Below are 25,500 nucleotides of genomic sequence, written 5' to 3' on the forward strand. Positions count from 1 at the left end.
GATCTCATCGATTTGAAACTCGGGCCCTAAGCGGCTAGATAACTGCTGATGGCCGATCCACGCGAAAGAGCAGAAAACGCGATGAGTGCGATGATGCGTTTCGTCACCTCGCTGATAATCCCGCTTTGGGCGCTCGCGATGCTCGCGCTGGGGATCGAGTATCGCTCGCTCTGGTGGCTCGGATGCGGCGTGGTCGTCGGTGGGATCGGGCTGTTGCTGCTGGTGGGGAATCCGCTCGCGGCGCCGATTCTCGATAATCGCGAGACCTGGCGCAAGCCGCCGGGGTGAGCTGCGACTACTTAGCTTCGTTACACCTCAACATTCCTTGTGCCGCATTTTCGTGTCATCCCGAGCGAGCGAAGCGACGAGGGAACCCGGATCCGGGATTTCTCGCTGCGCTCGAAATGACACGGAGAAAATCATCGCCGGAAATTCACAAGCATGGCGACTACAGGGCTCAATTGCGGGGCTGACTCCGGCGCGATATCCTGATTATCCAATGCCGATATTTGAGTACGAATGCGGGCGCTGCAAGCTCATCAGCTCGCACGTCGTGATGGGTTCGGCGCGCCGGCGCGAGCGTCGTGAATGCCCCGAGTGCGGCTCGGTGCGGCTCAAGCGCGTGATGTCGTCGTTCGCGGTGGTTGAGAGCGAAGCCTCGCGGCTCAACAATTTCGATTCGTCGAAGCCGCGCGACGAATCGTTCTACAAGGATTCGCGCAACGTCGGCATCTGGGCGAAGAAGCGGGCCAAGGAAATGGGCGTTGACTTAGGCCCCAAGTTCGAATCGACCGTCGAGAAAGCTCGCAGCGGCAAACTGATCAAAGAAATGACCTGAATCGCCGAGGAATCGTCATGAGCGATGAGAAAAACCGGCTGGGTGAAAAGTTCAAGGACGTCGAGGCCGCCCGCGAGGATCAATGGGCGCGCCAGCGCGACGCCGAACTGCTCGAATCGATGCGCAAGCGGATGGAGCACATCGCCTGTCCGCACTGCAAGGAATTTCTGGAAGCGAAGCACGATCGCGGAATCCATATGCTGGTATGCCCGAAAGGCGAGGGCGCGTGGCTCGATCAGAAGGCGCTCAATACGCTGATGGAAAAGGCGGGAAAGTAGGCGCGTATCGACACTGTGTCGGGTTAGTAGAGGCGAATCGTTGATTAAGTATTGCTTAAGCTGGGCTGTGTGTGAATCAAGGCGGGCTTCTTGACAGTCCTTATTGGGCCAACTAAGCAGAACTCGGTATCATCAAATGTATTTTAACTTCGGCGTCCCGCTGGCCCTGACGATCATCGGAATCGGCTTCGTTGCGCTGATGTTCGGCTTGCAGAAGCTGCTCGCGCCCTCGAATCCCTATGATCGCAAGCTGATTCCGTACGAATGCGGCGAGCCGCCGACCGGCCGCGCGTGGATCAATTTCAACGTCCGGTTCTATATAATTGCGCTGATCTTTGTGGTGTTCGAGGTCGAAGTCGCCTTCGTTTATCCGATCGCGACGGTCTATCTCGATTGGGTTCGCTCCGGCCGCCGACTCTACGCGCTCAGCGAAATTCTGATCTTCTTGGCTATCCTGTTCGTCGGCCTGGCCTACGTGTGGGTCAAGCACGACCTTGAATGGGTCAAAAAAGTGCCGACTGAAGACTGAGGTCTATTCTAATGCCTTTGCTCAATACGCTTCCGGACTACGTCCTCACGACGAAAACCGACGAGTTGCTCAACTGGATGCGCAAATCGAGCATCTGGTACATGCTGTTCGGGCTCGCGTGCTGCGCGATCGAATTGATGCATACCGGCGGGCCGCGCGCCGATATCGAACGTTTCGGCGCCACTCCGCGGGCCTCGGCGCGCCAATCCGATCTGATGATCGTCGCGGGCACGCTGACCTTGAAGATGGCGCTTCGCACGCGCCTGCTCTACGATCAGATGCCCGACCCGAAGTACGTCATCTCGATGGGCTCGTGCGCGAGTTGCGGAGGGCTGTTCCAGCTTGCCTACTCGGTCTGCGACGGCGTGGACAAAATCTTGCCGGTGGACGTGTACGTGCCTGGATGTCCGCCGCGTCCCGAGGCGCTCACCGAAGGCCTGCTGAAGTTGCAGGAAAAAATGATGACCGAGCGCTGGCTCTCGCGCGGACCGAGCGCGAACGGAGTCGCCGCCGCCTGAGCATGGAACCGCTGCAAATACTTGAACGGCTGAAGAATCAGTTTGGCGATCGCGTGCTGGAAGTAGCCGATCGCAAGCTCGATCCGTTCGCCGTGGTCGATCCGAAATCGATCGTCGAGATCGGGCGCTTTCTGAAAAGCGACCCCGAGTTGCAGATGGATTGCCTCTCGAATCAGAGCGGCGTCGATTACAAGGATCATATCGCGGTCGTCTATCACTTCTTCTCGTACCAGAAACGCCACGGCGCGGTGCTGAAGGTGAAATTGCCGCGCGACAATCCGTCGATCGAGACGCTCGAGAACGTCTGGAAGTCGGCGAACTGGATGGAGCGCGAAATTTTCGATCTGCTCGGGGTGAATTTCGAAGGCCACAGCGACATGCGGAGAATCCTGTTGCCCGAGGACTGGCAGGGGTATCCGCTGCGCAAGGACTTCGTTGAACCGCTCGAATATCACGGTATCTCAACCGTACGAGAGAGCCCGATTATCCGGCTCGACACCAAAAAGAAATGAGTACTCTGCGCACCGAAGAAATGACGCTCAACATGGGCCCGCAGCATCCCTCGACCCACGGCGTGCTGCGATTCGTCGTGCGCGCCGACGGCGAGGTGATGCGCGAGGCGATTCCCGACGTCGGGTACCTGCATCGTTCGATCGAGAAGATCGCGGAGAAGGTCGGCTATCACGGCTTCATGCCGTACACCGATCGGGTCGATTACGTGTGCGCGATGTTCACCAATCAGGGCTGGGGCAGCGCGTGCGAGCGCCTCGGCCATATCGAGGTGCCGAAGCGCGGCGAATACTGCCGGGTGATTGCGGCCGAGTTCAACCGGCTCGCGTCTCATCTGCTGTCGATCGGCACCATGGGGATGGATATCGGCGCGATGACGCCATTTACGCATGCGATCCGCGAGCGCGAGATGATCAACGACTTGATCGAGGAGCTATGCGGCGCGCGGCTGACCTTCAACTACATGCGAATCGGCGGCGTCGCGTGGGATCTTCCGCCGGGGTGGCGCGAGAAGGCGTCGGCCTATCTCGATCACCTTGAGCCCATTCTCGACGAATTCAACAATCTGCTGTCGTTCAACCAGATCTACGTTCAGCGCCTCGCGAATATCGGAATAATCACGGCGGCCGAGGCGATCGACTACAACCTGGTCGGGCCGAATCTCCGCGGATGCGGAATCAAGTGGGACATCCGCAAGGACATCCCGTATTCCGTGTATCCCGATTTCGATTTCGATATTCCAATCGGCAACGGGCAGTGGGGAACGCTCGGCGACTCGATGGACCGCTACATGGTGCGGGTTTACGAGATGCGGGAGTCCGTGAAGATCCTGCGCCAGGCGCTCGCGAAGATTCCGTCGGGACCGGTGCTGGCCAAGGTACCGCGCAATTTCAAACCGCCCGCGGGCGAATGCCAGATTCGCGTCGAGAGTGCGCGTGGCGACATGGGATGGTACGTCGTCAGCGACGGCACCGGCTATCCGTGGCGCGTGCACGTGCGGACCGGTTCATTCGCCGCGATGGGTATCATCCAGAAACTCAGCCGGGGGTTGATGATCGCGGACCTCGTCACGCTGATCGCGAGCCTCGACGTGATCGCGCCGGAGATTGATCGCTAAGTCGATGCGCTTCCTTTTATCATTCGTCTTTTCTGCCTTCTGTCATTCCCGCGCGCGCGGAGCCGAGTCGGGCCGGAGGGCCGACTCGAAGTAGGTAAGTTGCCGCGAGGAATCCCGGATCTGGATAATTGATGGAAACCTTAATCCATAACCTCGTCGCAGCGGGCACCTTCGGCACCAATTCGAGCCTCGTCGCTGCGCTCGTGATCTTTGTGCTGAGCGCCGTTGTGTTCCTCGGCGTCGCATTCCCGTTCGCCGGAATCGTTAGCTGGGTCGAGCGCCGCGTATGGGCGCGTATCCAGTCGCGAGTCGGGCCGAATCGCGTGGGGCCCAACGGTTTCCTCCAATGGCTGGCCGATGGAGTGAAGCACGTCTGCAAGGAAGACATCGTCCCTGACGATTCAGACGCGACGCTGTTCAAGATCGCGCCGTACCTGGTCGTGCTGGCGTTCGTACTGCCGTGGGCGGTGATGCCGTTCTCGTCGTCGCTGATTCTCGCCGACCTCAATGTCGGCATCCTGTACATGACGTCGGTCACCGCGCTCACCGTGGTCGGCGTGCTGATGGCGGGATGGGCGTCGAACGATAAATGGTCGCTGATTGGCGGGATCCGCTCGGCGGCTCAAATCGTCAGCTATGAAATTCCCGCAGGCCTTTCGATTTTTCCGATCGTGCTGATGACCGGCACGCTCTCGATGCAGGGAATTATCAAGGGGCAGGGCTGGGCGCCGCAGCATTGGTTCATCTTTGCGAACCCGTTCACGTTTATCGCGGCGAACATCCTGTATGTGTCGGCGCTGGCGGAAGGCAATCGCACGCCGTTCGATTTGCCCGAAGCGGAATCGGAACTCGTGGCCGGTTTCGCGACCGAGTACAGCGGCATGCGCTATCTCTTCTTCTTCATGGCGGAGTGGGGAAATCTGTTTATCATCGGCGCGATCATCACGGCGCTATTTCTCGGCGGATGGCAATTCCCCCACGTCACGAAAAATCCCGTGCTGATGAACGTGCTCGAGTTGATCACCTTCAACGTCAAAGTGCTGGCGCTGGTGTTCGTCTCGATGTGGGTGCGCGGGACGCTGCCGCGCGTGCGAATCGACCAGCTCATGTCGGTCTGCTGGAAGTATTTCGTGCCGATTGCGTTCATTAACATGATCGGCACCGCGATTTGGGTCGCGATTTGGCCCGACGGCAACGCGTTTATGGGTTACATCATGCTGGCCGGCGCGATCGTGGTCGCGGTGATTTTCATCCAGCGCGTGATCTTCTATCTAAGGCGTTCGCGGATGGAAATGTATTTCAAGCCGACGATATAGAGGCAGTCGATGACCGGAGTTTCCGCGTACGTTCAGAATATCAAGCAGACCGTCTCCACGATTTTCGAGGGGATGGCGATTACGGCGTCGCACTTCATGCGCAAGCCGTACACCGTGCAGTATCCCGATCGGATGGCGGTGCGGGTGCAGGATACACTGCCGTTCCGGTATCGCGGAATTCTGGAAGTTGATTTGGAGATCTGCACCGGATGCCTCGCGTGTGAGCGTGCGTGTCCGATCGATTGCATCACGATTGTCGCCGACAAGGATCCGGTAACGAAGCAGTTGCTGCTGTCACAGTTCGATATCGATATCGCCAAATGCATGTATTGCGGGCTCTGCAGCGAACCGTGCCCGACCGGCTCGATTCATCATACGACCGAGTTCGAGGGCGCCGATTATTCACTCGAAAGCCTGATTCGGCGCTTCGTCAAGGATCCGGTGATCGCGTACAAGCCGAAGAAAGGTCCGGAGACCGATCCGCGAATCGCGCCGATCCTGAATCGCGGCATGGCGTATCTCGATCAGTGGGCGATCCCCGGCAGCGACAAGGACGCAGCCAACAAAGCCGCGGCGGATAAGGCTCTCGATCAGCCAGACGCAGGTGACGCGGCGTAACGGACCAATCGCGATGCTTCCACAGATAATATTCTACGCGCTCGCGGCGCTGACGGTTGGCTCGGCGGCGCTGGTCGCGTTTTCGCGCAATATCGTGCATTCGACCTTCGCGCTGCTCGGCGCGTTCATGGGCGTGGTCGGCATCTACATTTTGCTCGCGGCGGATTTTGTCGCGATGGTTCAGTTGCTGGTGTACGTCGGCGGCATCCTGGTGCTGACGCTTTTTGCGGTAATGCTGACCGCCGGAATCGCCGACGTTACCGTGTCGAATCGCGCCGTCGGTACCGGCTCGGCGCTGGTAACGGTCGGAGTCGCGATCGCCGTGATGCTCTATGCGGTCGAGCGGACGGTGTGGCATCAGGCGCCCGTCGCAGCGCCGATGCCGACGACATACGGAATTGGCAACGCGTTTCTCGGCGAGTATGTGTTGCCGTTCGAGGTCGCGTCGCTGGTGCTGCTGGCGGCGCTAATCGGCGCGATCGTTATTTCGCGCCACGAAGCAAGGGAGTAGGAGCGGCTATCGGATGGGCGGGGGAATCACGCTGGACCACTTTCTGGTCCTGAGCCTCATAATATTCGGGCTCGGATTGTTCACGGTTCTGACGCGGCGCAACGCGATCGGAATTTTGATGGGCGTCGAGTTGATTCTGAATTCCGCGAACATCAACTACCTTGCTTTTGCATTTTACGGCGGCGGCAAATACGACGGCCAGATTTTCGCCATCTTCGTGATCATGCTGGCGGCGGCCGAGGCGGTGATCGGACTCGCCGTGGTGCTCGCGATCTACCAGAATTTCAAGACTATCGACGTGGACGCGACCGAGACCCTAAGTGGATGAAGTTGGCGGGGTCTGGAGCGTGGATGCGGCGTGGGCGCGATCGCGGCTCGCGGGGTCAATCTTGTTTGATCGCCGCCAATTTTCTGCTTATATCAGCGCGATTGATTTCGCCCGGGAATTTTCCTTCGACGTGAGCAACAGGGAGCGGTCCGCCTGATTTTGCGGCTCGCCTGACGATGGATCATCCGACTTCGGTCAATTTCATACGCTTGATTATTCTGCTGCCGCTGATCGGCGCGGCGATCAATTTCCTCGCCGGCAAGTGGATTCAGAAAAACTTCGGCAAGACCGCGATCGCCATCGTCGGATGCGGCGTCGTCATACTCGCGTTCGCAATCGCAGTCACCGGCTTCTTCAGATTGATCGCAATGCCGCCGGAAAATCGCTTCCTGCTAGACGATCTCTGGACCTGGTTTCACGTCGGCGGACTCGATTTGCATATCGCGTTCTGGCTCGACCCGCTCTCGCTGGTGATGACGCTCGTCATCACCGGCGTCGGCGGGCTCATCCACATCTATTCGATCGGCTACATGCACGACGACGATGGCTTCTGGCGCTTTTTCGGATGGCTGAACCTGTTCACGGCCATGATGCTGATGCTGGTGCTCGGCGACAACATGTGGCTGATGTTCGTCGGATGGGAAGGCGTCGGCCTCTGCTCGTTCGCGCTAATCGGTTTCTGGTACAAGGTCCCGGCGAACAGCACGGCGGGCAACAAAGCCTTCATCGTCAATCGCATTGGCGATTGGGCGTTCGTGATCGCGCTTTACAGCTTGTATGGCGCGCTCGAGTCGGTCGGACATCCCACGTTGGTGACGCGCGAGGTCGCAAAGTACGCGCCGTTGCTGCAAGGGATGACGATCAACTTCGCCGGCTTCCATTCGGCGCATCAACTGGTCGGCTTCGTGACGCTCCTGATGTTCGCCGGAGCGACGGCCAAGTCGGCGCAGATTCCATTGTACGTCTGGTTGCCGGACGCGATGGCGGGTCCGACGCCGGTCAGCGCGCTGATCCATGCGGCGACGATGGTGACCGCCGGCGTGTACATGACTGCGCGCCTGAATTTTCTCTTCTCGATGTCGCCGTTCACGATGACAGTGGTCGCCGTGATCGGCGCTCTGACCGCGCTGGTGGCGGCGACGATCGGCACCACGCAAAACGACATCAAGAAGGTGCTCGCATACTCGACGGTCAGCCAGCTTGGATACATGTTCGCCGCGGTCGGGGTCGGCGCATACAGCGCGGGCGTGTTTCACCTGATGACGCATGCGTTCTTCAAGGCTTGCCTGTTCCTCGGCTCGGGCTCGGTGATCCATGCGATGGGCGGCGAGCAGGACATGACCAAGATGGGCGGGCTGCGGCACAAGATGCCGATTACGTTCATCACGTTTCTCGCCGCGACGCTCGCGCTGGCCGGCGTTCCGCCGTTCGCCGGCTTCATGTCGAAGGACGAGATTATCTGGCAGGCGTTTGCGCATGGACACGTCGTGGTGTGGGCGATGCTGCTGATGGGCGCGGGCCTCACTGTGTTCTACATGTTCCGGCAGGTGTACATGACGTTCTTCGGCGAGTTCCGCGGCACCCACGAGCAGGAGCATCACCTGCACGAATCGCCGCCGTCGATGGCATACGTGCTGGTCGTGCTGGGCGTGCTGTCGGTGGTCGGCGGAATCGTGAAAATTCCGGAGTTCATCGCGACGTTCAAGCCGTTCGAGGAATTTCTCGAGCCGATCTTCAACTCGGAACTGACGCGGCATCTCACCGAATCGGGAATCCATAGTCATGCGACCGAGGCTGCATTCGGGTTCATTACTTTCACGATGGTCGTGATCGGATGGTTCGTCGCCGACATGATGTATCGGCAAAAGAGAATCGATCCCGAGCGCTTCAGCCAGATGTTCGGCGGCGCGATTTACGACTGGGTGCTGAACAAGTACTACGTCGATGAATTTTACGATTTCATGTTCGTGCAGCCGTACCTGATGGCGTGCCGCGCGTTCGCATGGTTCGACTCGAACATCATCGACGGCGTGGTGAATCTCGCGGGGCGAATCACGGTGCTGGTTTCGTCGATCTCGGGACTGATCGACAACTACATAGTCGATGGATTGGTGAACTATGCCTCCAACTTCACGCTCGACGTGGGCGGCAGACTGCGACGGCTGCAGACCGGATCGATTAACGGTTACCTGTACGGATTCCTCGCCGCAATCATGCTGATACTGCTGGTGCGCGCGGTCGCAAGGACTTGATGGATTCAGCGCCGCGAACGGCCTGAACGGAGATCAAAAAGCGAAATGAGTCACCCGCTTACGCTCATAACTTTTATCCCGCTGTTCGCGATGTTCGTCGTGCTCGCGCTGCCGGACACGATGAAGGCGATCTTCAAATGGATTGCGGTCGCCGCTACCATTCCGCAGCTCGCGATTGCCTGGTATCTGTACGAGCATTTCGACACGACAACGACGGCGGTGCAGTTTGCCGAAAAAGCGCCGTGGATTCCGTCGTATCACATCAGCTACTTCCTCGGCATCGACGGGATTAGCATCTCGATGGTGCTGCTGACGGCGATCATCTGCTTTTTCTCGGTGTTCGCTAGCTTCGGCATCAGCCGCGCGGAGAAGGGCTACTACGCGATGCTGCTCTTGCTCGATACCGGGATGATGGGCGTGTTCGTCTCGTTGGATTTCTTCCTGTTCTACATCTTTTGGGAAGTGATGCTGCTGCCGATGTATTTTCTGATCGGCATCTGGGGCGGCCCGCGCCGCGAATATGCGGCAATCAAGTTCTTTCTCTACACGCTGCTCGGCTCGGTGCTGATCCTGCTCGCGATGCTGGGCCTCTACTACTACGGTGCGACGCCGACCTTCGATCTCACCGAGTTGGCGGCGAACTCTAGCCAATACTCGATCGGATTCCAGCGCGTCGCGTGGATCGCCCTGTTCATCGGTTTTGCGATCAAGATACCGGCGTTCCCGTTTCACACGTGGTTGCCCGATGCGCACGTCGAAGCTCCCACTGCTATCTCGGTCATCCTGGCGGGCGTGCTGCTGAAGATGGGCACCTACGGAATCCTGCGGGTTAATTTCGCAGTCCTGCCCGCCGCTACGATGCAGCTCGCGTGGCTGTTCCTCGGCGTGATCGGAACCGTCAACATCGTTTACGGCGCGATGTGCGCGATGGCGCAGACCGACTACAAGAAACTGATCGCGTACTCGTCGATCAGCCACATGGGGTACGTGATGCTCGGGCTGGCGGCGTTCACCACGGCCGGAATCAACGGCGCGGTGCTGCAGATGTTCAACCACGGCACGATCACGGCGATGCTCTTCATCCTGGTCGGCATGATTTACGACCGCGCGCATCATCGCGAAATCAACGGCTTCGGCGGACTCGCGCAGCAGATGCCGATTTACACGGCGATTACCGGCTTCGCATTCTTCGCCGGCATGGGACTGCCCGGCATGTCCGCTTTCATCTCGGAAGTGCTGGTGCTGCTCGGCGCGTGGCAACTCCATCCAATTATGACCGTGTTCGGCGCGGCCACGGCCGTCCTGACTGCCGGCTATCTGCTGTGGACTTTTCAGCGCATCTATCTCGGCCCGCTGAATGAAAAGTACAACACGCTGACGGATATCACGTTCCGCGAGGCGTTTACGCTGGTGCCGCTCGGCGTGCTGGTGCTGATTCTCGGCGTCTATCCGCAGGCGATTTTGAACCTGCTCAATACGTCGCTCGTGCACCTGAATCAGGTCGTGCTGTCCACCTCGGGCGCGGCTGTCGCGATGATGCGCTGAGACTCGGACTAGATGGATCTCGGAAATATCGCGAGCCTTACGCTCTTCTATCCAGAGCTGATCATGGTGGCCGGCATCCTGATCATCGTGATCCTCGATCTGGTGGTGGCCGACAAGCAGTACCTCGGCGATCTAGCGTTGATAACCGCGGCTGCGAGTCTGATGGCGATCGGCCTCGAAGCGCCGCATGCGGGTGCATGGCTGTTCCATCGGATGCTGGTGTTCGATTCGTTTGCGATTTACTTTCGCGCGCTGATCGCGCTGGCCGCGGTGATTGGTGTGTGGATGTCGATCGGCTCGGAGGAAGTGAAGACTTGCGACCAGGGCGAGTACTACGCGATTCTGCTCGCGAGCGCGTTCGCGATGTTCCTGATGGCGGAGTCGGCGAACCTGCTGATGGCGTACCTCGCGCTCGAGTTCGTCAGCCTGACGTCATACATCCTGACCGGATTTTTGCGGCACAATCGGCGCTCGCTGGAAGCCGCGCTCAAGTATCTGATTTACGGCGGCGTCGCGTCGGGCACGATGATTTACGGGATGAGCTGGATTTTCGGAATCACCGGCTCGCTGGATTTCACCGTGATCAATCGCGCGCTTTCAGCGCCGGGGCATCTGCCGGTGCTCGCGGTGTTCATCGCACTGGTGCTGATACTTACCGGCATGGGCTACAAGGTGGCGTCGGTGCCGTTCCATATGTGGGCGCCAGACGTTTATACCGGCGCGCCCATTCCGATTACGACTTTTCTCGCGATCGGTTCGAAGGCGGCCGGCTTTGCGCTGCTCACGCGATTCTTTTTTCCGGCGATCTCGACGCTCACCGCGGGTGGCAGTTGGACCGCGCTCGCGGGCGTCGATTGGCCTCAGCTATTGCTCTTCGTCTGCATCATCACGATGACGCTCGGAAATCTCGCCGCGCTGCAGCAGACCAACATGAAGCGGCTGCTCGCCTACTCGAGTATCGCGCAGGCCGGCTACGCGCTGATGGGCTTCGTGGTGCTGTCCAACGACGGTATCCGCGCGATGCTGTTCTACCTGTTCGCGTACTACCTGATGGACGCGGGCGCATTCCTGGTCGTCATGATCGTCGCGAACTCGACCGGTCGCGAAGATATCGACGCGTATCGCGGGCTCGCATGGCGCGGCGGAATCGTGCCGGCGGTGGCGTTGACGATCTTTCTTTTCTCGCTGACCGGAATCCCGCTGACGATTGGCTTCATCGGCAAGTTCTATCTGTTCGCCGCGGTGATCCGTGGACAGTTCTACGTGCTCGCGATCGTCGGAATTTTGAATTCGGTGGTCTCGCTCTACTACTACCTGCGACCGATCCGCACGATGTTCTTCGATCAACCGCAAGGCGACGAAGGCGTGGTCAAATTCCAGACGTGGAATTACGGACTGATGGGTGTGCTGGCGTGCGCGACAATCGCGCTCGGACTCTACTGGCAGCCGATCATCGCGTTCGCGGATCGATCGCTGACTTTCTTTGTGGGCCCCACCTGATCGAATGCCTCACCCGCTCTGCCTTTGCCTCGCCCGCTTCGTTGCGGGAGAGGCGGTCGAAGTCGCGGAACGCGACGAGACGGTGAGGGTGCAGTCGGCGCTTGAACAAAAGCCGGAAAAAGATCCGGGATACTTCGGCTGCGCCTCAGAATGACAAACTGGGCGATTTCCGCGTTAGCGAAAAACTCCGTGCGCTAACCGAACAACTAGCGCGAACTAGCTGAACACGATCGTGCGGTTGTGATGCAACAGCACTTCCTTGCGCAGATGCGCTCGCACCGCCGTCGCCAGCACCATCACTTCGAGGTCCTTGCCCTTGCGCGCGAGGTCCGCGACGGTGTCGCGATGAGTCACTGCGGTCGTCGCTTGCGCGATGATCGGCCCTGCGTCGAGTTCCTCGGTCACGTAATGCGCGGTCGCGCCGATCAACTTGACGCCCTTGTCATGCGCCTGCTTGTGCGGGCGCTGGCCGGCGAACGCGGGCAGGAAGCTGTGATGGATATTGACGATCGGCTTGTTCCACGCACGCAGAAAATCGCCGGATAGCACCTGCATGTAGCGCGCGAGCACGACCGTGTCGGTGCGGAGCTCGGTCAGATGCTTCAGCAACTCCTCTTCCGCTTCGCGTTTGCGATCCTTCAGCACCGGAATCACCTTGAACGGGATCTCGAACGGACGCGCGAGCGGCTCCAGATCGGGATGATTGCTGACCACGCCCACCACGTCGCCGTCGAGCTCGCCGAAGCGATGGCGGCTCAGTAAATCCATCAGGCAGTGCGGCAGCCGCGACGCCATTATTACGATTCGATCGCGCTTCGCCGAGTCGAACAGATTCCATCGCAAGCGATCCCACGGCAGGAGCGACGGGAGGCTGGCGTCGAACTCCTTGGACAATTCCGCGATCGGGAGCCGCAAACTCTCGAAGTGGATGCGCCAGAAGAAGTGTCCGTCTTCGTCGTCGGCGTACTGGTCGGAGGTGATAATATTGCAGCCAAGCATGAACAGATGGCTTGAGACGCGCGCTATGATGCCGGGGCGATCGATGCAAGAAATGAGAAGAGTCGCTTTACCCTGCGCCACGTTGATACGTCCTGTCGGAGTGCAGTCGGTCGTTGATGCTCTCCTGAATTCTAATGTCCACGACGAAGATTAGACAAACCGCGGGCGCCGGCGTGCTGTACGTCGTGGCGACTCCGATCGGGAACGCCGATGATATTTCGGCGCGCGCGATTCGCGTCCTGAGCGAAGTCGATGCGATCGCTTGCGAAGACACGCGGCGAACGGGATTGCTGCTGGCGCACCACGCAATTCGCGTCCCGATGATCAGCTACTACGAGCACAATGAGGAGCGGCGGACGCCGGAACTGATCGAGCGGATGGCTGCGGACCAGAAAATCGCGCTAGTCACCGACGCGGGCACTCCTGCGATATCGGATCCGGGATTTCGGCTGGTGCGCGCGGCGCTCGACGCGGGTATCAAGGTGATCGCGGTACCCGGCGCGTGCGCGGCGGTCGCGGCGTTGTCGATTGCGGGGCTCGCCACCAATCGATTCACGTTCGAGGGATTCTTGCCGCAGCGTGGTGGAGCGCGGCGAAAACTGCTCGAAGCCTTGCGAAGAGAGCATCGCACGATGGTCTTCTATGAGGCGGCGCGCCGGCTTGCCGACACGCTCGCGGAAATGGCGGAGGCATTCGGCGGTTCGCGCAAGGCGGCGGTGGTGAGGGAAATCACCAAGACCTACGAAGAGACAATCCGCGGAACTCTCGACGAACTGGCGAAGCGATTTCGCGAGCAACCTGCGCTCGGCGAAGTGACGATCGTGGTCGAAGGTGCGCCGGAAAATTCGACAGATTCAACAATCGAGGGAACGCCGGTAACCGTCGAGATTCTGCGAGAGGCGGGCTTAAGCCTGAAGCAGGCGAGCGCGGTGCTATCGCGCTTGAGCGGCAGGCCGCGCCGCGAGATTTATCAGGACGCGATCAAATCTAACGCATCGGAGGAGGCTGGCGATGAATGAGCGGCGAAGATTAGGCGACAGCGTGCACTTGCAGTTGAATTCCCCGTGGGGTTCAATGCCACAGGGAGTAGTGTGCGGATGGTGATGAGGACGAAGGCCTCGCCACAGGCCCGCTCGGGCGCCAGGGACATTGCGGGGAGACCAATCGCGGTGTTGGTCGTGCACGGACCCAATCTGAATCTACTCGGCGAGCGGGAGCCTGAAGTTTACGGACGCACCCGGCTCGCCGATATCGATCGCGAATTGCAGCGGCGCGGGCGCGAGATGAACCTCGAGGTCGAGACGTTTCAATCGAACAGCGAGGGCGCGATCGTCGATCGGATTCAGCAGGCGCGGAACAAGTCTGAGATACTGATTATCAATCCGGGGGCGTACACGCATACCAGCGTCGCGATTCGCGATGCGATCCTCGCGGTGGCGATTCCGGTAATCGAAGTGCATCTGTCCAACGTGTATAAGCGCGAGCCGTTTCGGCATCATTCGACGATCGCCGATATCGCGCATGGACGAATCATGGGATTCGGCGCCGAGAGCTACGACCTGGCTTTGCAGGCGGCGCGCACGATCGTCGAAGCGGCGCGGGCCGAAACGTCTCGCGCAGGGCGTACGTAGGTGAAGGTATGCGAAGCGACGGCGCAAAATTTCCCAAGCGGGCATCGGTGCTGAGAGGGACTCACGAGCAGATGGAAGTTCGCGAAATCAAAGCGCTGCTGGTCCTGATGAGAGACTACGGGCTGGTCGAACTCGAGATCGAGGACAAGAAGGGCAAGGTGCGCCTGGTTCGCGGCGGCGCGCGCGCGACCGCCGACGAAACCGAAGCTGATAGCAACATTCAACTGTCGGCGCGAACGTCGCCGATCAAGATGGCGGCGCGGCATCTCGAGGCGAAGGCCGAAGAGGGCAGCAGCGCGGGCGGGATCGAGCTTGCCGCGAATCAGAAGCTGATCGAGAGCCCGATGGTGGGAACGTTTTATCGGGCAGCGTCGCCTGATTCGACTCCGTTCGTCGAAGAAGGAACTTCGGTGCGCAAAGGACAGCCGCTCTGCATTATCGAGGCGATGAAGATGATGAACGAGATCGAATCGCCGGCGGCGGGACGAGTAGTGAGAATAATTGCGTCGAATGGACAGCCGATCGAGTACGGACAGCCGTTGATGATTATCGAAGTTGCGTGACGGAGCACCGATGTTCAAAAAACTGCTGGTAGCCAATCGCGGTACGATCGCAATCCGCATTATCCGCGCTTGCCGCGAGTTGGGGATTTCGACGGTCGCGGTATTTTCGACCGCCGACAAGGGCGCGCTCCACGTTCGCATGGCGGACGAGTCGGTATGCATCGGGCCGCCGGCTGCCGAGGACAGCTACCTCAACATCCCTGCGATCCTGAGCGCCGCGACAACGTTCGGCGCCGACGCGGTGCATCCAGGCTACGGCTTTCTTTCCGAGAACGGCGATTTTGCCGAGGCGTGCCAGAAGTCGGGGCTGAGCTTCGTCGGACCTCGCGCGCGCCATATCCGATTGATGGGCGACAAGCCGCGCGCGCGCCGAATCATGCGGCGGGCGGGAGTGCCCGTCTTGCCGGGCAGCGAAGGTACCGGCGTGACCGAAGTGCGCGAGGCGCAGACCGACGCGAAACGCCTCGGCTATCCGGTGTTGATCAAGGCGGCGGCGGGCGGCGGCGGCAAAGGGATGCGAATCGTGCGCGACGCGGCCGAACTTAATCGCCTGTTCCCGCTGGCGCAGGGAGAATCGGAGGCATCGTTCAGCTCGCGCAAAATGTATCTCGAGAAATATCTCGAGCGCGCGCGCCACGTGGAATTTCAGATCCTCGCGGACAGCCAGCGCAACGCGATTCATCTTGGCGAGCGCGATTGCTCGATTCAAAGGCGGCATCAGAAGGTAATAGAGGAATCGCCGTGTCCGATCCTGACTGCGCGGTTGCGCGAAAAGATGGGCAAGGCGGCCGTCCGCGCGGCGTCGGTGGTCGGCTATTCGAACGTCGGCACCGTCGAATTTCTGCTCTCCGGCAACGGCGAGTTTTACTTTATCGAGATGAACACGCGCATCCAGGTCGAGCATGGCGTGACCGAGATGGTCACCGGCGTTGACCTGGTCAAGGAAAGCATCCGAATGGCGTGGGGCGAGCCGCTGAAGCTCAAGCAGCGGCAGGTGACGTTCGGCGGCGCCGCGATGGAATTTCGCATCTACGCGGAGGATCCCGAGCGGCACATCCCGTCGCCGGGCGTGGTGAGCAATCATCATCCGCCGGGCGGGCTTGGCGTTCGCGTCGAGACCGCGCTCTACGACGGATACCGGGTGCCGGTGCATTACGATCCGCTGATCGCGAAGTTGATCGTGCACGCGGAGACGCGGACCGAAGTGATCGCGCGGGCGAAGGCGGCGCTGCGCGAGTACGTGATCGACGGGATCAAGACCAACATCCCGCTGCATCTGAAGATCCTGCACGATCCGGATTTCTGCCGCGGCGAATTTGCCACCGATTTTCTGCGCCGATACGAGCCGCCCAAGGCGGAAGCATCGCCGCCAGCGCCGATCAGCAAAGCCTCTTGACCGCGACCGCGCGCCTCGTACTTGTATAAGTGAAGGCGCATCGCGCGCCGCGGAACTCGCGGGACGACTTACAAATGCAAATGCGACGAATTTTTTTGGCACTCGCGATCGGCTTGCTGATCGCGGGGACGACGCGAGCCGAGCAAAGCATCAATCCGAACATCCCGGGCGGCAACAGCGCTCCGCCGGGACGCGAACCGAAAGCGGTGGTCGATACCTCGCTGTATGATTTCGGAACTGCGCTTGAAGGCAAGCAGATCACGCACACTTTCAGAATCAAGAACGCGGGCCGGGGCTATCTCGATATCCGCGGCGTCAAGACGTCGTGCGGATGCACCACCGGCACGCCGACCAAGACGCATATCGCGCCCGGCGACGAGTCCGAAATCGCGGTGATGTTCGACACGCACTTTCAGAAGGGGCATCAGGTGCGCACGATCACCGCGAGCACCAACGACCCCAACAATCCGCAAGTCCCGATGACGATGCAGGGGACCGTCAAGCAGCAAGTCGCGGCCACGCCGGCGGAAGTTGCGTTTGGCAGCGTCCGCAAAGGCGCCGAAGCCACCAGGGAAATCGTGATCGATGATTTGGTCGGCGGCAGTACTGCGTTCAAGGTCGGACCGGTGAGCAATTCGAGTTCGTCGATCAAGGTCGTGCAGGAAAAACGGACCGACGGCAAGCCCGGCGCGATGCTGAAAATCACGCTGCTCAAGACGATGCCGGTCGGGACGTTCGACGATTCAATCAAGGTGACGACCAACCGCGTGCCGCTGAATGTCGATGTGTTCGGGACTGTCAGCGGCGATCTGAATATCGATCCGGCGCAGGTGTCGTTCGGAATCGTGCCGCGCGGACAGGATATCGTGCGGATCATCAAGCTCAGCAATGAGGGAAGTCGCAACGTCAAGGTGCTTGACGTATCGAGCAGCACGCCGACGGTGGTCGCGTCGGCGGAGCCGGTGAAATCGGGTAAGGAATACAAGCTCACGGTGACGCTCAAGCGGGGCACGCCGGAGGGGCAACTTCACGGAAACTTGACGATCAAGACCGACGATCCCGAGCAATCGACGCTCGCGGTGCCGTTCTATGCGATCGTGGGCCAGTTCAAGTCTTAAGCTTGCGCGTCGTCCAGCGGAGTCGCCAATTGGCGCCGTACCAAATCAATCAGTCAGGTTGTTTCGCTAAATTGCCGGTTCCGATATTCGTTAGGAAGGAGGATTTTCGCCGCTAGCGGAGGATTCCTGCGAAAGCTGATGGCGCGGCAGCGGAAAAGCTGGAACATCTACGGCCGAATTCTGGATTGGCTGAGCAACTACGCGATCGATCTGCTCACCAAGCCGCTCAAGTCGTACGCGCTGCACGTTCCCAACGACATGGCGGCGCTCAAGCGCTACGTGCGCAAAGGCGACGTGATACTGGTCGAGGGCAACGAGCGCATCAGCGAATGCATCAAGTACCTGACGCAGAGTTCGTGGTCGCATTCGGCGCTCTACGTCGGGGACGAGCCGATTCGGCGCAATCCCGCACTGAAAAGCCAACTGGTCGAGCAGTTTGGCGACGAGGCGAAATTCTTGGTGGTCGAGGCGCTGGTCGAATCGGGCGTGGTGCTGTCGCCGGTATCCAAGTATCGCGATTTCAACATGCGGATTTGCCGGCCGTACAGCCTGTCGTCCGCCGATCTTGCCGAAGTTCTGGACGAGGTGCTGCGCAGCGTGGGCGATACTTATGATTTGCGCAACGTGATCGATCTCGCGCGATTCTTTTTGCCGGTGAGCCTGGTGCCGCGGCGATTCCGCCGCCGCGCGCTCAGTTTCGGCAGCGGCGAGCCGACGCGTGTGATATGCTCGAGCCTGATCGCGTCGGTATTTCACCGGGTGAGGTTTCCGATCATTCCGAGCTATGCTCAATTGCCGAGTGAGAGCTTGCCTTCGACCGGAGTGCGGCGCCTCTGGTCGATGAGCGGCAAGCAACCAGAACCGTCTTACGGTATTATGCGCGTGGTATCGCCGACGCTGATCACGCCGCGGGACTTTGATTTGTCGCCCTATTTCGAGATCATCAAGTTCAATATTATCGAGAACATGCGATTCGACTATCACAAAATCTTGTGGGCTGATGACGAAGCGCCGACCGAGCCCATCAAGAAGGGCGCCTGAACCAGGCGGCATCAGGAGAGGTTCATTGAACGAGGAACAAGAGCACGCATCCGGCCGGCGCGATCTTCTGGAAAAGACCATCGCGAAAATTCTGCATCGCCATTGCAACTTCGGTTGGGCGAACTACTACATCCCGAGCGAGAAGTTCCCGAGCCTGATCGAAGAACTGGTCGAGGTGATGAGCCCCGGCGGCCAGGCCGGTCACGAGGAATTGGTGCAGTTCCTGCTCGGCACTCAGCGCACATCGTCGATCCAGGAGCGGGTCGCGAAGATGGAGAAGGAGTTTGCGATCTACAAGCGCAGTTGAGCGCCGCCGAATCGTTTAGTGCAGTTCCGCTTTGAGGGCCGTCAGCTCGCCTGATTCCGCGGCGGCTTCTTCGACCAGATTTCCCGGAAAACGATCGTTGAGCGGGCTCAGTTTCGAGCCCCATTCGACCAGCGAATGCGCCATCCGCGCAATTCCACCGAACGGCGCGGGCACCAGCTCGGCGGCGTCGCGGAACTCGGCAAGACTCGCACGATCCCATCCGAGCAAGCCGCTCAGCAGCATGTAAACCGGCAGCGAACCGATCAGGCTCACGAGCACGACGAGCCATGCGCTCGCGACGTGGCCGGGCCCGCGCCATACGGCGAGCGCGAATGCCCGCATGATCGCGTAGTTGCCGATCGCGGCGAGCGCCGGATTGAAGATGGTCTGCCACCAACTGATCGCGGGCCACGCGACCAGGTAGCCCATCAGCGGCCATGCGACGAGTCCGCGCATCACCGATGAAATCAGAAAGGCGTAAAATACGCCTTCGAATCCGTACCACTTGAGCATGTACCACGTCAGCACCACGCGGCTTGTGTGTTCGAGCAGCGAAGTCCAGGTGAAGGTGCCCGTGCGTCCGACGCCCTGAAAAACCTGGTCGGGCAGGCGCGTCGTGAAATCGGCGAGACGCCACAGATGCATCAGCCACATCACCGTTGCGGCGCGGACGAATTGCGGCGGCAGCAGGCCCTTGATGAAAACGTCGGAGAATGCGATGAACGCGCCGCCCAGCATCGAGCACACCATGATCGCCCAGCGCAGTCCCTGGTCGAGGTAGCGGCGGGTGAGCGCCAGCTTGGCCTGCGAATAGGCCTCGGAGATCGAAGGCATCAGGGTGGTGAAGATGTAAGCGCCGGTTTCGAGATAGGCGAACGAGAAAACGAACGTGAGCAGAAAAATTTCGTTGAGCTCGAGAAAATTCGGCAGCAGGATCGCCATCAGGACTGGCACCAGGCCCCAACTGATCGCCACGGCAGCCTGGCCGCCGGTGAGTTTCGCGCCGTACACGATCGATTTTTTGATCGTCTCGCGATCGAAGTGAGCGAGAAAAATCGTGACCAGGTTGAAGCCCATCTTTTCGTAGAAGATCGAACAAAAGAGTCCCATGAAGAGATTCGCGATCACGCCGCCGATCGCGAAACCGAACACCACGCCCATCCCTTCGCCGAACACCGGATGCATCAAACCCCAGTGGCGCATGTAGATGCCGCAGATCATCTGGATGACGGGATTCAGTACATAGGTCAGGACGATCAGCAGTTGCGCGTAATCGAAGCGTTGCAGCGCGCGGAACAGGCTGAAGAAAATCGAGATGAAGCCGGGGAACTGGATCAGCGTGTGCAGGATCACGAACCACGCGAGATAGGCCATCGCGGTATGCGGCATCCATACTGCGGCGACGAGTCCGAGCGCGGCAATTTGGAACATCCCGGCGAGCGCGTGAAACCAGATGAAGAACTGCGCAAAGGTGATCGCGCGGCCCGGATCGGTGAGGCGATACTCGGCGAAATATTTCACCATCGCCTGGCTGGTGCCGAGATCGAGCAGCGTGAAAAAAATCAGCATGAACTGCACGACTGCGGCCCACGCGCCGCGCGCCTCGAGAAACGGATTGACGAAGGTGCGCTCGATATAAAAGGTCACCGCGAAATTCAGCGGTATCATGATGAACAGCGAGAGCAGGTAGTTGTAGAAGAAGCCGCTCAGCGGGCGATGGAAGCCGACGATTTCCCAGCGCGGATCGCCGCGATCGGCCGGCGTTTCGGAATCGATCTTGACGGGCGCAGCCGCGGCGCCGAGCGATGCGGGCCGCGGTACCGGTTGCACTGACGGCCGGTAGAAGCGATCGAGCAACTCGGGATGCCGCATGCTGTAGCGCCGCACGATCAGGAACGCGGTGAGAAAAACTGCGAACATCGTGAGAAAAATCCACGCGAGAATTCGCGCCTGCGGACGGTCGGGCACCGGCGCTGCGATCCATTCACCGTAGGCAATCGGCGCGACGCCGGCGGCAGTGCGCGTCATGCCATACAGCAGCCAGTTGAAATAAGGCCAGCGCTGGAAGTCGTAATTCTCGGCGCCTTCGATACCTTTGAGCATCGCGATCATGCTCGCGATTCGGAGGCTCTGATCGCCCTGGCGCAGCCACACGTTGAGCACGTAGATCGTGCCGGCGCCGGATTTGACACGGAGCAGTATCGGCGTTCCGGGTTTGACCGGACCGTACCCGTTGGTGCGCACCAGAACTTCCGCGCCGTTGATGTCGAGCAGTGAGCGCTCGTGAACGCGGACGGCGGAAAGCCAACTCACATTCGTGCGCAGCGGATCGGCGGGCGGGCCGATATAGTTGATGACGGCGGCGAGCCGCTCGAGTTCGCGATCATGCGTCGGGCCGTGTGCGACGTCGACGATTCCGGCCTGCTTCACGATGCCGTCGGTGAGCGATTCGAGCGCGGCAGGTTCGGTGTGGCGGCCGAGAATCAGCAACACGCCCATGCCACTTTTGACGCGCGCCTTGAGTGCGTCGAGTTCCGGACCGACGGCGGGCAGGTTATCCTGAACGACGGCCGTTGCGGCGGCGCCGAGAGTCGTGACGCGATGAGTCGCCGGATCGAGTTGCAGGCGCGTCAGCACCAGATCCTCGGCGCCGGAATAATAGATGTTGAAAGCGGGTTCGGCGGCCGAAACGAGAGCGGGAGCGAAGAGCAGAAGAAAGAGAATCGCGGCGACGGTCCGGGCGATCGGTTTGGCGCGCAACGCAGAATGCATCTTTGGAGGAAAAACTCCGGCTGGATTCGGCAGCGGCTAGATACTACAAGTTTTTCTGGTTGCTTAACACACGTTAGTTTGATCGCCGGCGCAGTATGCGTCCTGCATCGCCGGTGATTTTTGGAGGCCTGCAACTCAATGGATGCCATCGAAGCGATTCTCTCGCGCCGCGTGCAGCGCACATTCGCGGCGACGCCGGTCGAAGCGGAAAAACTGTCGAAGATTGTCGAAGCGGGCCGCCACGCGATGAGCGCGCGCAATCTGCAGCCGTGGCAATTTATCGTGATCCGGAATCGCGAGCGCTTGAAAGAAATCGGCGCGCTGTGCACCACGGGGCGATTCGTCGCAGACTCTCCCACGGCGATCGTCGTACTGAAGGATGACGGCAACGCGCGATGGGCCGCGGTCGATTGCGCGCAGGCGGTGCAGAACATGGCGAACGCGGGCTGGGCGCTTGGACTCGGCACGTGCTGGGTCGGAAATTTCGATGCGGCGAAAGTCGGCGAACTGCTCGGCGTCCCCGTAGGTTGGTCGATCTTCACGATTCTGCCGTTCGGATACCGGGACGCGGCGAAACCACCTGAGGGCAAGGCGCTCAAGTCGCGCCGCGAGATGCTCCACTACGAGACGTACGGCAATCCGAAACCGAATTGAGGCTGGTCGCGGTGATGCTGCGATCTGGTAGAATCGTAAATTGCCTGATGAGGAAATTCTGAAATGCCGATAAATCAGCAGCCGCCGCCCGAAGCCTTCGACACGCTGAAGAAAAATCCTGACGCGATCTACCTCGACGTGCGGACGGAAGCGGAGTTCGCCGCGGGGCATCCGGCGGGCGCGATCAATGTTCCGGTGATGCTGGCGAAGGGCGCCGGACAGATGCAGCTCAACCTCGAGTTCGTCGATGTCGCGGAGAAAGTATTTCCGCGCGACAAGAAGCTGGTCGTTGGATGCCTGTCGGGCGGACGCTCGCAGCGCGCGTGCGAGATGCTCGAGGAGGCGGGCTTCACCGATCTCACGAATGTCGTCGGCGGATTCGGCGGCCAGCGCGACGCCTCGGGGCAAGTCGTCGTCAAGGGATGGCGCGACTCAGGCTTGCCGGTGACGAACGATCTCGGCGACGCGAGCTACGAATCGCAACGCAAAAAAGCGGCGCTCTGATGGCAATCCGGCTGACGAAAATCTACACCCGCACCGGCGACCAGGGCCTCACCGCGCTGGTCGGCGGCAAGCGGGTGCCGAAAGAGAGCGGACGGCTCGAGGCCTACGGCACGATCGATGAGCTGAATTCGATCGTGGGCATCGTGCGCACTTTTCTGCCGCAGTATCGCGCAGGTCTCGCGGGAGATTTCGAATCGTATTCCGAATCGTTGCGGCGCATCCAGAATGAACTCTTCGACGTCGGCAGCGAACTCGCGACGCCGCCCGATTTCGAGTATCCGCAGATGCACAAGATGGGCGCGGGCGAGGTCAAAAAACTCGAAGTTGAAATGGATGCGATGGAGCGCGAGCTCGAGCCGCTCAAATCCTTCACGCTGCCGGGCGGCGGCGTGCTCAACGCTTTTTTGCATCAGGCGCGCACGGTATGCCGCCGCGCCGAGCGAATTTTGTGGGCGCTCAAGCGCGAGGAAGACATCAACGATCAACTGATTATCTACGTCAATCGGCTGAGCGATCATCTGTTCGTGCAATCGAGGTGGGTCGCCAAGCGCCTGAACGAGCCGGAATTTTTGTGGGATCGCGCGCTTAGAATTGAAGAGGAAGAAAAGACGGCGCGAGGTTCGAAGCCGCGGCGCGACGGCGCGAAATCCTGAACTGAATACGACTGAGCGGAGAATCGCAGCGGAGAACGATCAGAATGCCCGAAACCGAGAAGATTTACCTGCGCCAGGCGCAGATCGGCCCGATGGCGAACTATGTTTACCTGATTGGCGACCCGGTTACGCGCAAGCTCGCGGTCGTCGATCCGGCGTGGGACGTCGATTCGATTCGCACTTACGCCGAGCGCGATGGCTACGAGATCGACAAGATATTGATCACGCATTATCACCAGGATCATCTCGGCGGCCACATGATGGGCCAGAATATCGAGGGCGCGGCGAAGATGCTCGAGCAGGTCAAGGCCAAGGTCTATGTGAACAAGCACGAGGCCGAAGGCGTGAAGAAAGTCTCGGGGCTCTCGGACTCGGACCTGGTCAACGTCGATGCCGGCGACGTGGTCAAGATTGGCGACATCGATCTCAAATTCCTGCACACGCCGGGGCATACGCCGGGATCACAATGCTTCCTCGTCGAAGGCAACCTGATTTCCGGCGATACCTTGTTCGTGAACTCGTGCGGGCGCGTCGATTTGCCGGGCAGCGATCCCGAAGCGATGTATCACAGTCTGAATAACACTCTCAGAAATCTCGATGACGCGACGGTGGTGTATCCGGGCCACGCGTATTCGTCCGAATCGCGCACGACGATCGGCAATCAGAAGCGCCACAACATGTACATGCGATTTCCGACGCTCGACGATTTTCTCGACGCGATGGGTTACGCGCGCCGCTAACGCGCTCTCGCGCCGCCGCCGTTCGACTGGCGGCCAACCGCTGTTTCTACTGCCCTACAATTTGTGGCAGCATACGCGGTCGCGGTAGCTCAGGCTCGGAACGATTCGCATGAACAATGAACCGGCGCGCATGACGCAGGGGACGGTCTCGTTTTCCCGCCTCCAGGGTTCAACGCTGCTCGTCACGTTCGCCGGCCCCTGGCATCTGAAGCAGGACGTGCCGTCGGCGGCGGTCGTGAGCCGCGAACTTCAGTCGTCGCCGCTGGTCAAGCGCGTGTCATTCGACGCGACGCATCTGACCAGTTGGGACAGCGGGTTAATCTCGTTCCTGGTGCAAGCGAGCGCCTTCTGCAACGGCCGCGGGATCGTGCAGGATCGCGGCGGCTTGCCCGACGGACTCCGCCGCCTGATCGAACTTGCCGAGGCGGTGCCGGAAAAGAAGGGCGCGCGCAGCGACGCGGTGAAGACGCCGTTCTTTGCGCGAATCGGCGATGCGACGCTCGGCTACGGGCTCTCCGTCAGCGAGTTCATGGACTTCCTCGGCCAACTCGCGGTCGCGTTCGGCAGATTCGTCACAGGCAAGGCGCGCTACCGCCGGGTCGATTTGATCGAGGTGATCCAGGATTGCGGCTGGAACGCAGTCGGGATCGTCACACTGATCGCGTTTCTGGTCGGCGTGATCCTCGCGTTCATGGGCGCAGTGCAGCTATCGCAGTTCGGCGCGCAGATTTTCGTGGCCGACCTGGTCGGTATCGGCATGGTGCGCGATATGGGCGCGATCATGGCCGCGATCATCATGTCGGGCCGCACCGGCGCCGCATTCGCCGCCAAGCTCGGCACGATGAAAGTGACGCAGGAGATCGACGCGCTCACCACGATGGGAATTTCGCCGATGGAGTTCCTGGTGCTGCCGCGTGTGCTCGCGCTGGTGCTGATGATGCCGCTGCTGTGCCTCTACTCGGACTTCATGGGTATCGTCGGCGGGCTCGTCGTCGGAGTCGGGATGCTGGGCCTTTCGGCGCGCAGCTACATGCAGGAAACGATCGCGACGCTCACGCTGACCAACCTGTTCGGCGGACTTTTCAAGGCGACATTTTACGGATTGCTGATCGCGATCGCGGGGTGCCTCCGCGGCTTTCAATGCGGCAACAGTTCTTCGGCGGTGGGCGACGCGGCGACGCAGGCGGTCGTGATGGCGATTGTGATGGGCGTGTTCGCGTGCGGCATCTTCGCGGTCGTGTTCAACATCATAGGAATTTGAT

General features: G+C 60.1%; 29 protein-coding genes. 27 read left to right on the forward strand and 2 right to left on the reverse strand.

Annotated features, from left to right (window positions below):
- Window positions 1-48 precede the first annotated feature (48 nt).
- The 15 genes from Q7S58_RS14440 (at window position 49) to Q7S58_RS14510 (ending at window position 11,860) form a co-directional block, all read left to right on the forward strand.
- Window positions 49-288 carry a hypothetical protein gene (locus tag Q7S58_RS14440; protein WP_304827028.1) on the forward strand — a complete coding sequence of 80 codons (240 nt, stop codon included), beginning with the start codon at window positions 49-51 and terminating at the stop codon, window positions 286-288.
- A gap of 211 nt (window positions 289-499) precedes the next feature.
- Complete coding sequence (locus Q7S58_RS14445; protein ID WP_304827031.1) at window positions 500-838, forward strand: FmdB family zinc ribbon protein; 339 nt, start codon at window positions 500-502, stop codon at window positions 836-838.
- Between the two features lie 17 nt (window positions 839-855).
- Window positions 856-1,116, forward strand: coding sequence for a zf-TFIIB domain-containing protein (locus Q7S58_RS14450; protein WP_304827034.1), 261 nt, complete (start codon window positions 856-858; stop codon window positions 1,114-1,116).
- 136 nt (window positions 1,117-1,252) lie between these two features.
- Window positions 1,253-1,645, forward strand: a complete 393-nt coding sequence (locus Q7S58_RS14455; RefSeq protein ID WP_304827037.1) for an NADH-quinone oxidoreductase subunit A — start codon at window positions 1,253-1,255, stop codon at window positions 1,643-1,645.
- Window positions 1,646-1,656: 11 nt separating this feature from the next.
- Window positions 1,657-2,163, forward strand: coding sequence for an NADH-quinone oxidoreductase subunit NuoB (nuoB, locus tag Q7S58_RS14460; RefSeq protein WP_304827039.1), 507 nt, complete (start codon window positions 1,657-1,659; stop codon window positions 2,161-2,163).
- 2 nt (window positions 2,164-2,165) lie between these two features.
- Window positions 2,166-2,675: an NADH-quinone oxidoreductase subunit C gene (locus Q7S58_RS14465; protein WP_304827042.1), complete on the forward strand. Its 510-nt coding sequence runs from the start codon at window positions 2,166-2,168 to the stop codon at window positions 2,673-2,675.
- Window positions 2,672-3,790 carry an NADH-quinone oxidoreductase subunit D gene (locus Q7S58_RS14470; RefSeq protein WP_304827045.1) on the forward strand — a complete coding sequence of 373 codons (1,119 nt, stop codon included), beginning with the start codon at window positions 2,672-2,674 and terminating at the stop codon, window positions 3,788-3,790. Before Q7S58_RS14465 ends, Q7S58_RS14470 begins: the two co-directional genes overlap by 4 nt.
- A gap of 131 nt (window positions 3,791-3,921) precedes the next feature.
- Entirely contained in the window at window positions 3,922-5,106 is a 1,185-nt protein-coding gene (nuoH, locus tag Q7S58_RS14475) for an NADH-quinone oxidoreductase subunit NuoH (RefSeq protein WP_304827047.1), read from the forward strand.
- Between the two features lie 9 nt (window positions 5,107-5,115).
- Window positions 5,116-5,724, forward strand: a complete 609-nt coding sequence (locus Q7S58_RS14480) for an NADH-quinone oxidoreductase subunit I (protein ID WP_304827050.1) — start codon at window positions 5,116-5,118, stop codon at window positions 5,722-5,724.
- A gap of 13 nt (window positions 5,725-5,737) precedes the next feature.
- Window positions 5,738-6,235, forward strand: a complete 498-nt coding sequence (locus tag Q7S58_RS14485) for an NADH-quinone oxidoreductase subunit J (RefSeq protein WP_304827053.1) — start codon at window positions 5,738-5,740, stop codon at window positions 6,233-6,235.
- Between the two features lie 13 nt (window positions 6,236-6,248).
- Entirely contained in the window at window positions 6,249-6,563 is a 315-nt protein-coding gene (nuoK, locus tag Q7S58_RS14490) for an NADH-quinone oxidoreductase subunit NuoK (protein ID WP_304827056.1), read from the forward strand.
- On the forward strand, window positions 6,556-6,720 hold the full coding sequence (locus tag Q7S58_RS14495) for a hypothetical protein (RefSeq protein WP_304827059.1): 165 nt from the start codon (window positions 6,556-6,558) through the stop codon (window positions 6,718-6,720). The genes nuoK and Q7S58_RS14495 overlap by 8 nt, the downstream gene beginning before the upstream one ends.
- Before the next feature lie 19 nt (window positions 6,721-6,739).
- Window positions 6,740-8,815, forward strand: coding sequence for an NADH-quinone oxidoreductase subunit L (gene nuoL / locus Q7S58_RS14500; RefSeq protein ID WP_304827062.1), 2,076 nt, complete (start codon window positions 6,740-6,742; stop codon window positions 8,813-8,815).
- 45 nt (window positions 8,816-8,860) lie between these two features.
- Window positions 8,861-10,360: a NuoM family protein gene (locus Q7S58_RS14505; protein ID WP_304827065.1), complete on the forward strand. Its 1,500-nt coding sequence runs from the start codon at window positions 8,861-8,863 to the stop codon at window positions 10,358-10,360.
- Window positions 10,361-10,372: 12 nt separating this feature from the next.
- Window positions 10,373-11,860 carry an NADH-quinone oxidoreductase subunit N gene (locus Q7S58_RS14510; protein ID WP_304827069.1) on the forward strand — a complete coding sequence of 496 codons (1,488 nt, stop codon included), beginning with the start codon at window positions 10,373-10,375 and terminating at the stop codon, window positions 11,858-11,860.
- Window positions 11,861-12,076: 216 nt separating this feature from the next.
- Here the strand turns inward: Q7S58_RS14510 and purU are convergent, their stop codons facing one another.
- Entirely contained in the window at window positions 12,077-12,940 is an 864-nt protein-coding gene (gene purU, locus Q7S58_RS14515; RefSeq protein ID WP_304827072.1) for a formyltetrahydrofolate deformylase, read from the reverse strand.
- Between the two features lie 53 nt (window positions 12,941-12,993).
- Between purU and rsmI the strand changes: the two genes are divergently transcribed.
- The 7 genes from rsmI to Q7S58_RS14550 all read left to right on the forward strand — a co-directional run bounded on the left by rsmI (window position 12,994) and on the right by Q7S58_RS14550 (window position 18,915).
- Complete coding sequence (gene rsmI / locus Q7S58_RS14520) at window positions 12,994-13,878, forward strand: 16S rRNA (cytidine(1402)-2'-O)-methyltransferase (protein ID WP_304827075.1); 885 nt, start codon at window positions 12,994-12,996, stop codon at window positions 13,876-13,878.
- An 84-nt stretch (window positions 13,879-13,962) separates the two neighbouring features.
- Window positions 13,963-14,490 carry a type II 3-dehydroquinate dehydratase gene (gene aroQ, locus Q7S58_RS14525; protein ID WP_304827078.1) on the forward strand — a complete coding sequence of 176 codons (528 nt, stop codon included), beginning with the start codon at window positions 13,963-13,965 and terminating at the stop codon, window positions 14,488-14,490.
- Window positions 14,491-14,498: 8 nt separating this feature from the next.
- The gene (gene accB, locus Q7S58_RS14530; RefSeq protein WP_304827081.1) at window positions 14,499-15,053 is read left to right on the forward strand and encodes an acetyl-CoA carboxylase biotin carboxyl carrier protein; all 555 of its coding nucleotides are present in this window, start codon (window positions 14,499-14,501) and stop codon (window positions 15,051-15,053) included.
- Window positions 15,054-15,063: 10 nt separating this feature from the next.
- Window positions 15,064-16,449: an acetyl-CoA carboxylase biotin carboxylase subunit gene (gene accC, locus Q7S58_RS14535; protein ID WP_304827084.1), complete on the forward strand. Its 1,386-nt coding sequence runs from the start codon at window positions 15,064-15,066 to the stop codon at window positions 16,447-16,449.
- An 80-nt stretch (window positions 16,450-16,529) separates the two neighbouring features.
- On the forward strand, window positions 16,530-17,567 hold the full coding sequence (locus Q7S58_RS14540) for a DUF1573 domain-containing protein (RefSeq protein ID WP_304827087.1): 1,038 nt from the start codon (window positions 16,530-16,532) through the stop codon (window positions 17,565-17,567).
- 138 nt (window positions 17,568-17,705) lie between these two features.
- Window positions 17,706-18,608, forward strand: coding sequence for a YiiX/YebB-like N1pC/P60 family cysteine hydrolase (locus Q7S58_RS14545; RefSeq protein ID WP_304827090.1), 903 nt, complete (start codon window positions 17,706-17,708; stop codon window positions 18,606-18,608).
- Window positions 18,609-18,633: 25 nt separating this feature from the next.
- Window positions 18,634-18,915, forward strand: a complete 282-nt coding sequence (locus Q7S58_RS14550) for a hypothetical protein (RefSeq protein ID WP_304827093.1) — start codon at window positions 18,634-18,636, stop codon at window positions 18,913-18,915.
- A gap of 15 nt (window positions 18,916-18,930) precedes the next feature.
- Here Q7S58_RS14550 and Q7S58_RS14555 read toward each other — a convergent pair whose 3' ends face one another.
- The gene (locus Q7S58_RS14555; RefSeq protein WP_304827095.1) at window positions 18,931-21,687 is read right to left on the reverse strand and encodes a lipopolysaccharide biosynthesis protein; all 2,757 of its coding nucleotides are present in this window, start codon (window positions 21,685-21,687) and stop codon (window positions 18,931-18,933) included.
- Between the two features lie 138 nt (window positions 21,688-21,825).
- Here Q7S58_RS14555 and Q7S58_RS14560 point away from each other — a divergent pair, with 138 nt between their 5' ends.
- The 5 genes from Q7S58_RS14560 (at window position 21,826) to Q7S58_RS14580 (ending at window position 25,499) form a co-directional block, all read left to right on the forward strand.
- Window positions 21,826-22,341 (forward strand): nitroreductase family protein, encoded by a 516-nt coding sequence (locus tag Q7S58_RS14560; RefSeq protein WP_304827098.1) that lies wholly within the window; start codon window positions 21,826-21,828, stop codon window positions 22,339-22,341.
- A 63-nt stretch (window positions 22,342-22,404) separates the two neighbouring features.
- Complete coding sequence (locus Q7S58_RS14565) at window positions 22,405-22,845, forward strand: rhodanese-like domain-containing protein (RefSeq protein ID WP_304827103.1); 441 nt, start codon at window positions 22,405-22,407, stop codon at window positions 22,843-22,845.
- A complete protein-coding gene (locus Q7S58_RS14570; RefSeq protein WP_304827106.1) occupies window positions 22,845-23,498 on the forward strand; it encodes a cob(I)yrinic acid a,c-diamide adenosyltransferase in 654 nt (217 codons plus the stop codon). Before Q7S58_RS14565 ends, Q7S58_RS14570 begins: the two co-directional genes overlap by 1 nt.
- A 44-nt stretch (window positions 23,499-23,542) precedes the next feature.
- Complete coding sequence (locus tag Q7S58_RS14575; protein ID WP_304827109.1) at window positions 23,543-24,238, forward strand: MBL fold metallo-hydrolase; 696 nt, start codon at window positions 23,543-23,545, stop codon at window positions 24,236-24,238.
- Window positions 24,239-24,347: 109 nt separating this feature from the next.
- Window positions 24,348-25,499, forward strand: a complete 1,152-nt coding sequence (locus tag Q7S58_RS14580) for an ABC transporter permease (RefSeq protein ID WP_304827112.1) — start codon at window positions 24,348-24,350, stop codon at window positions 25,497-25,499.
- Window position 25,500 lies beyond the last annotated feature (1 nt).

The sequence above is a fragment of the Candidatus Binatus sp. genome, assembly GCF_030646925.1.
Lineage (GTDB): Bacteria > Desulfobacterota > Binatia > Binatales > Binataceae > Binatus.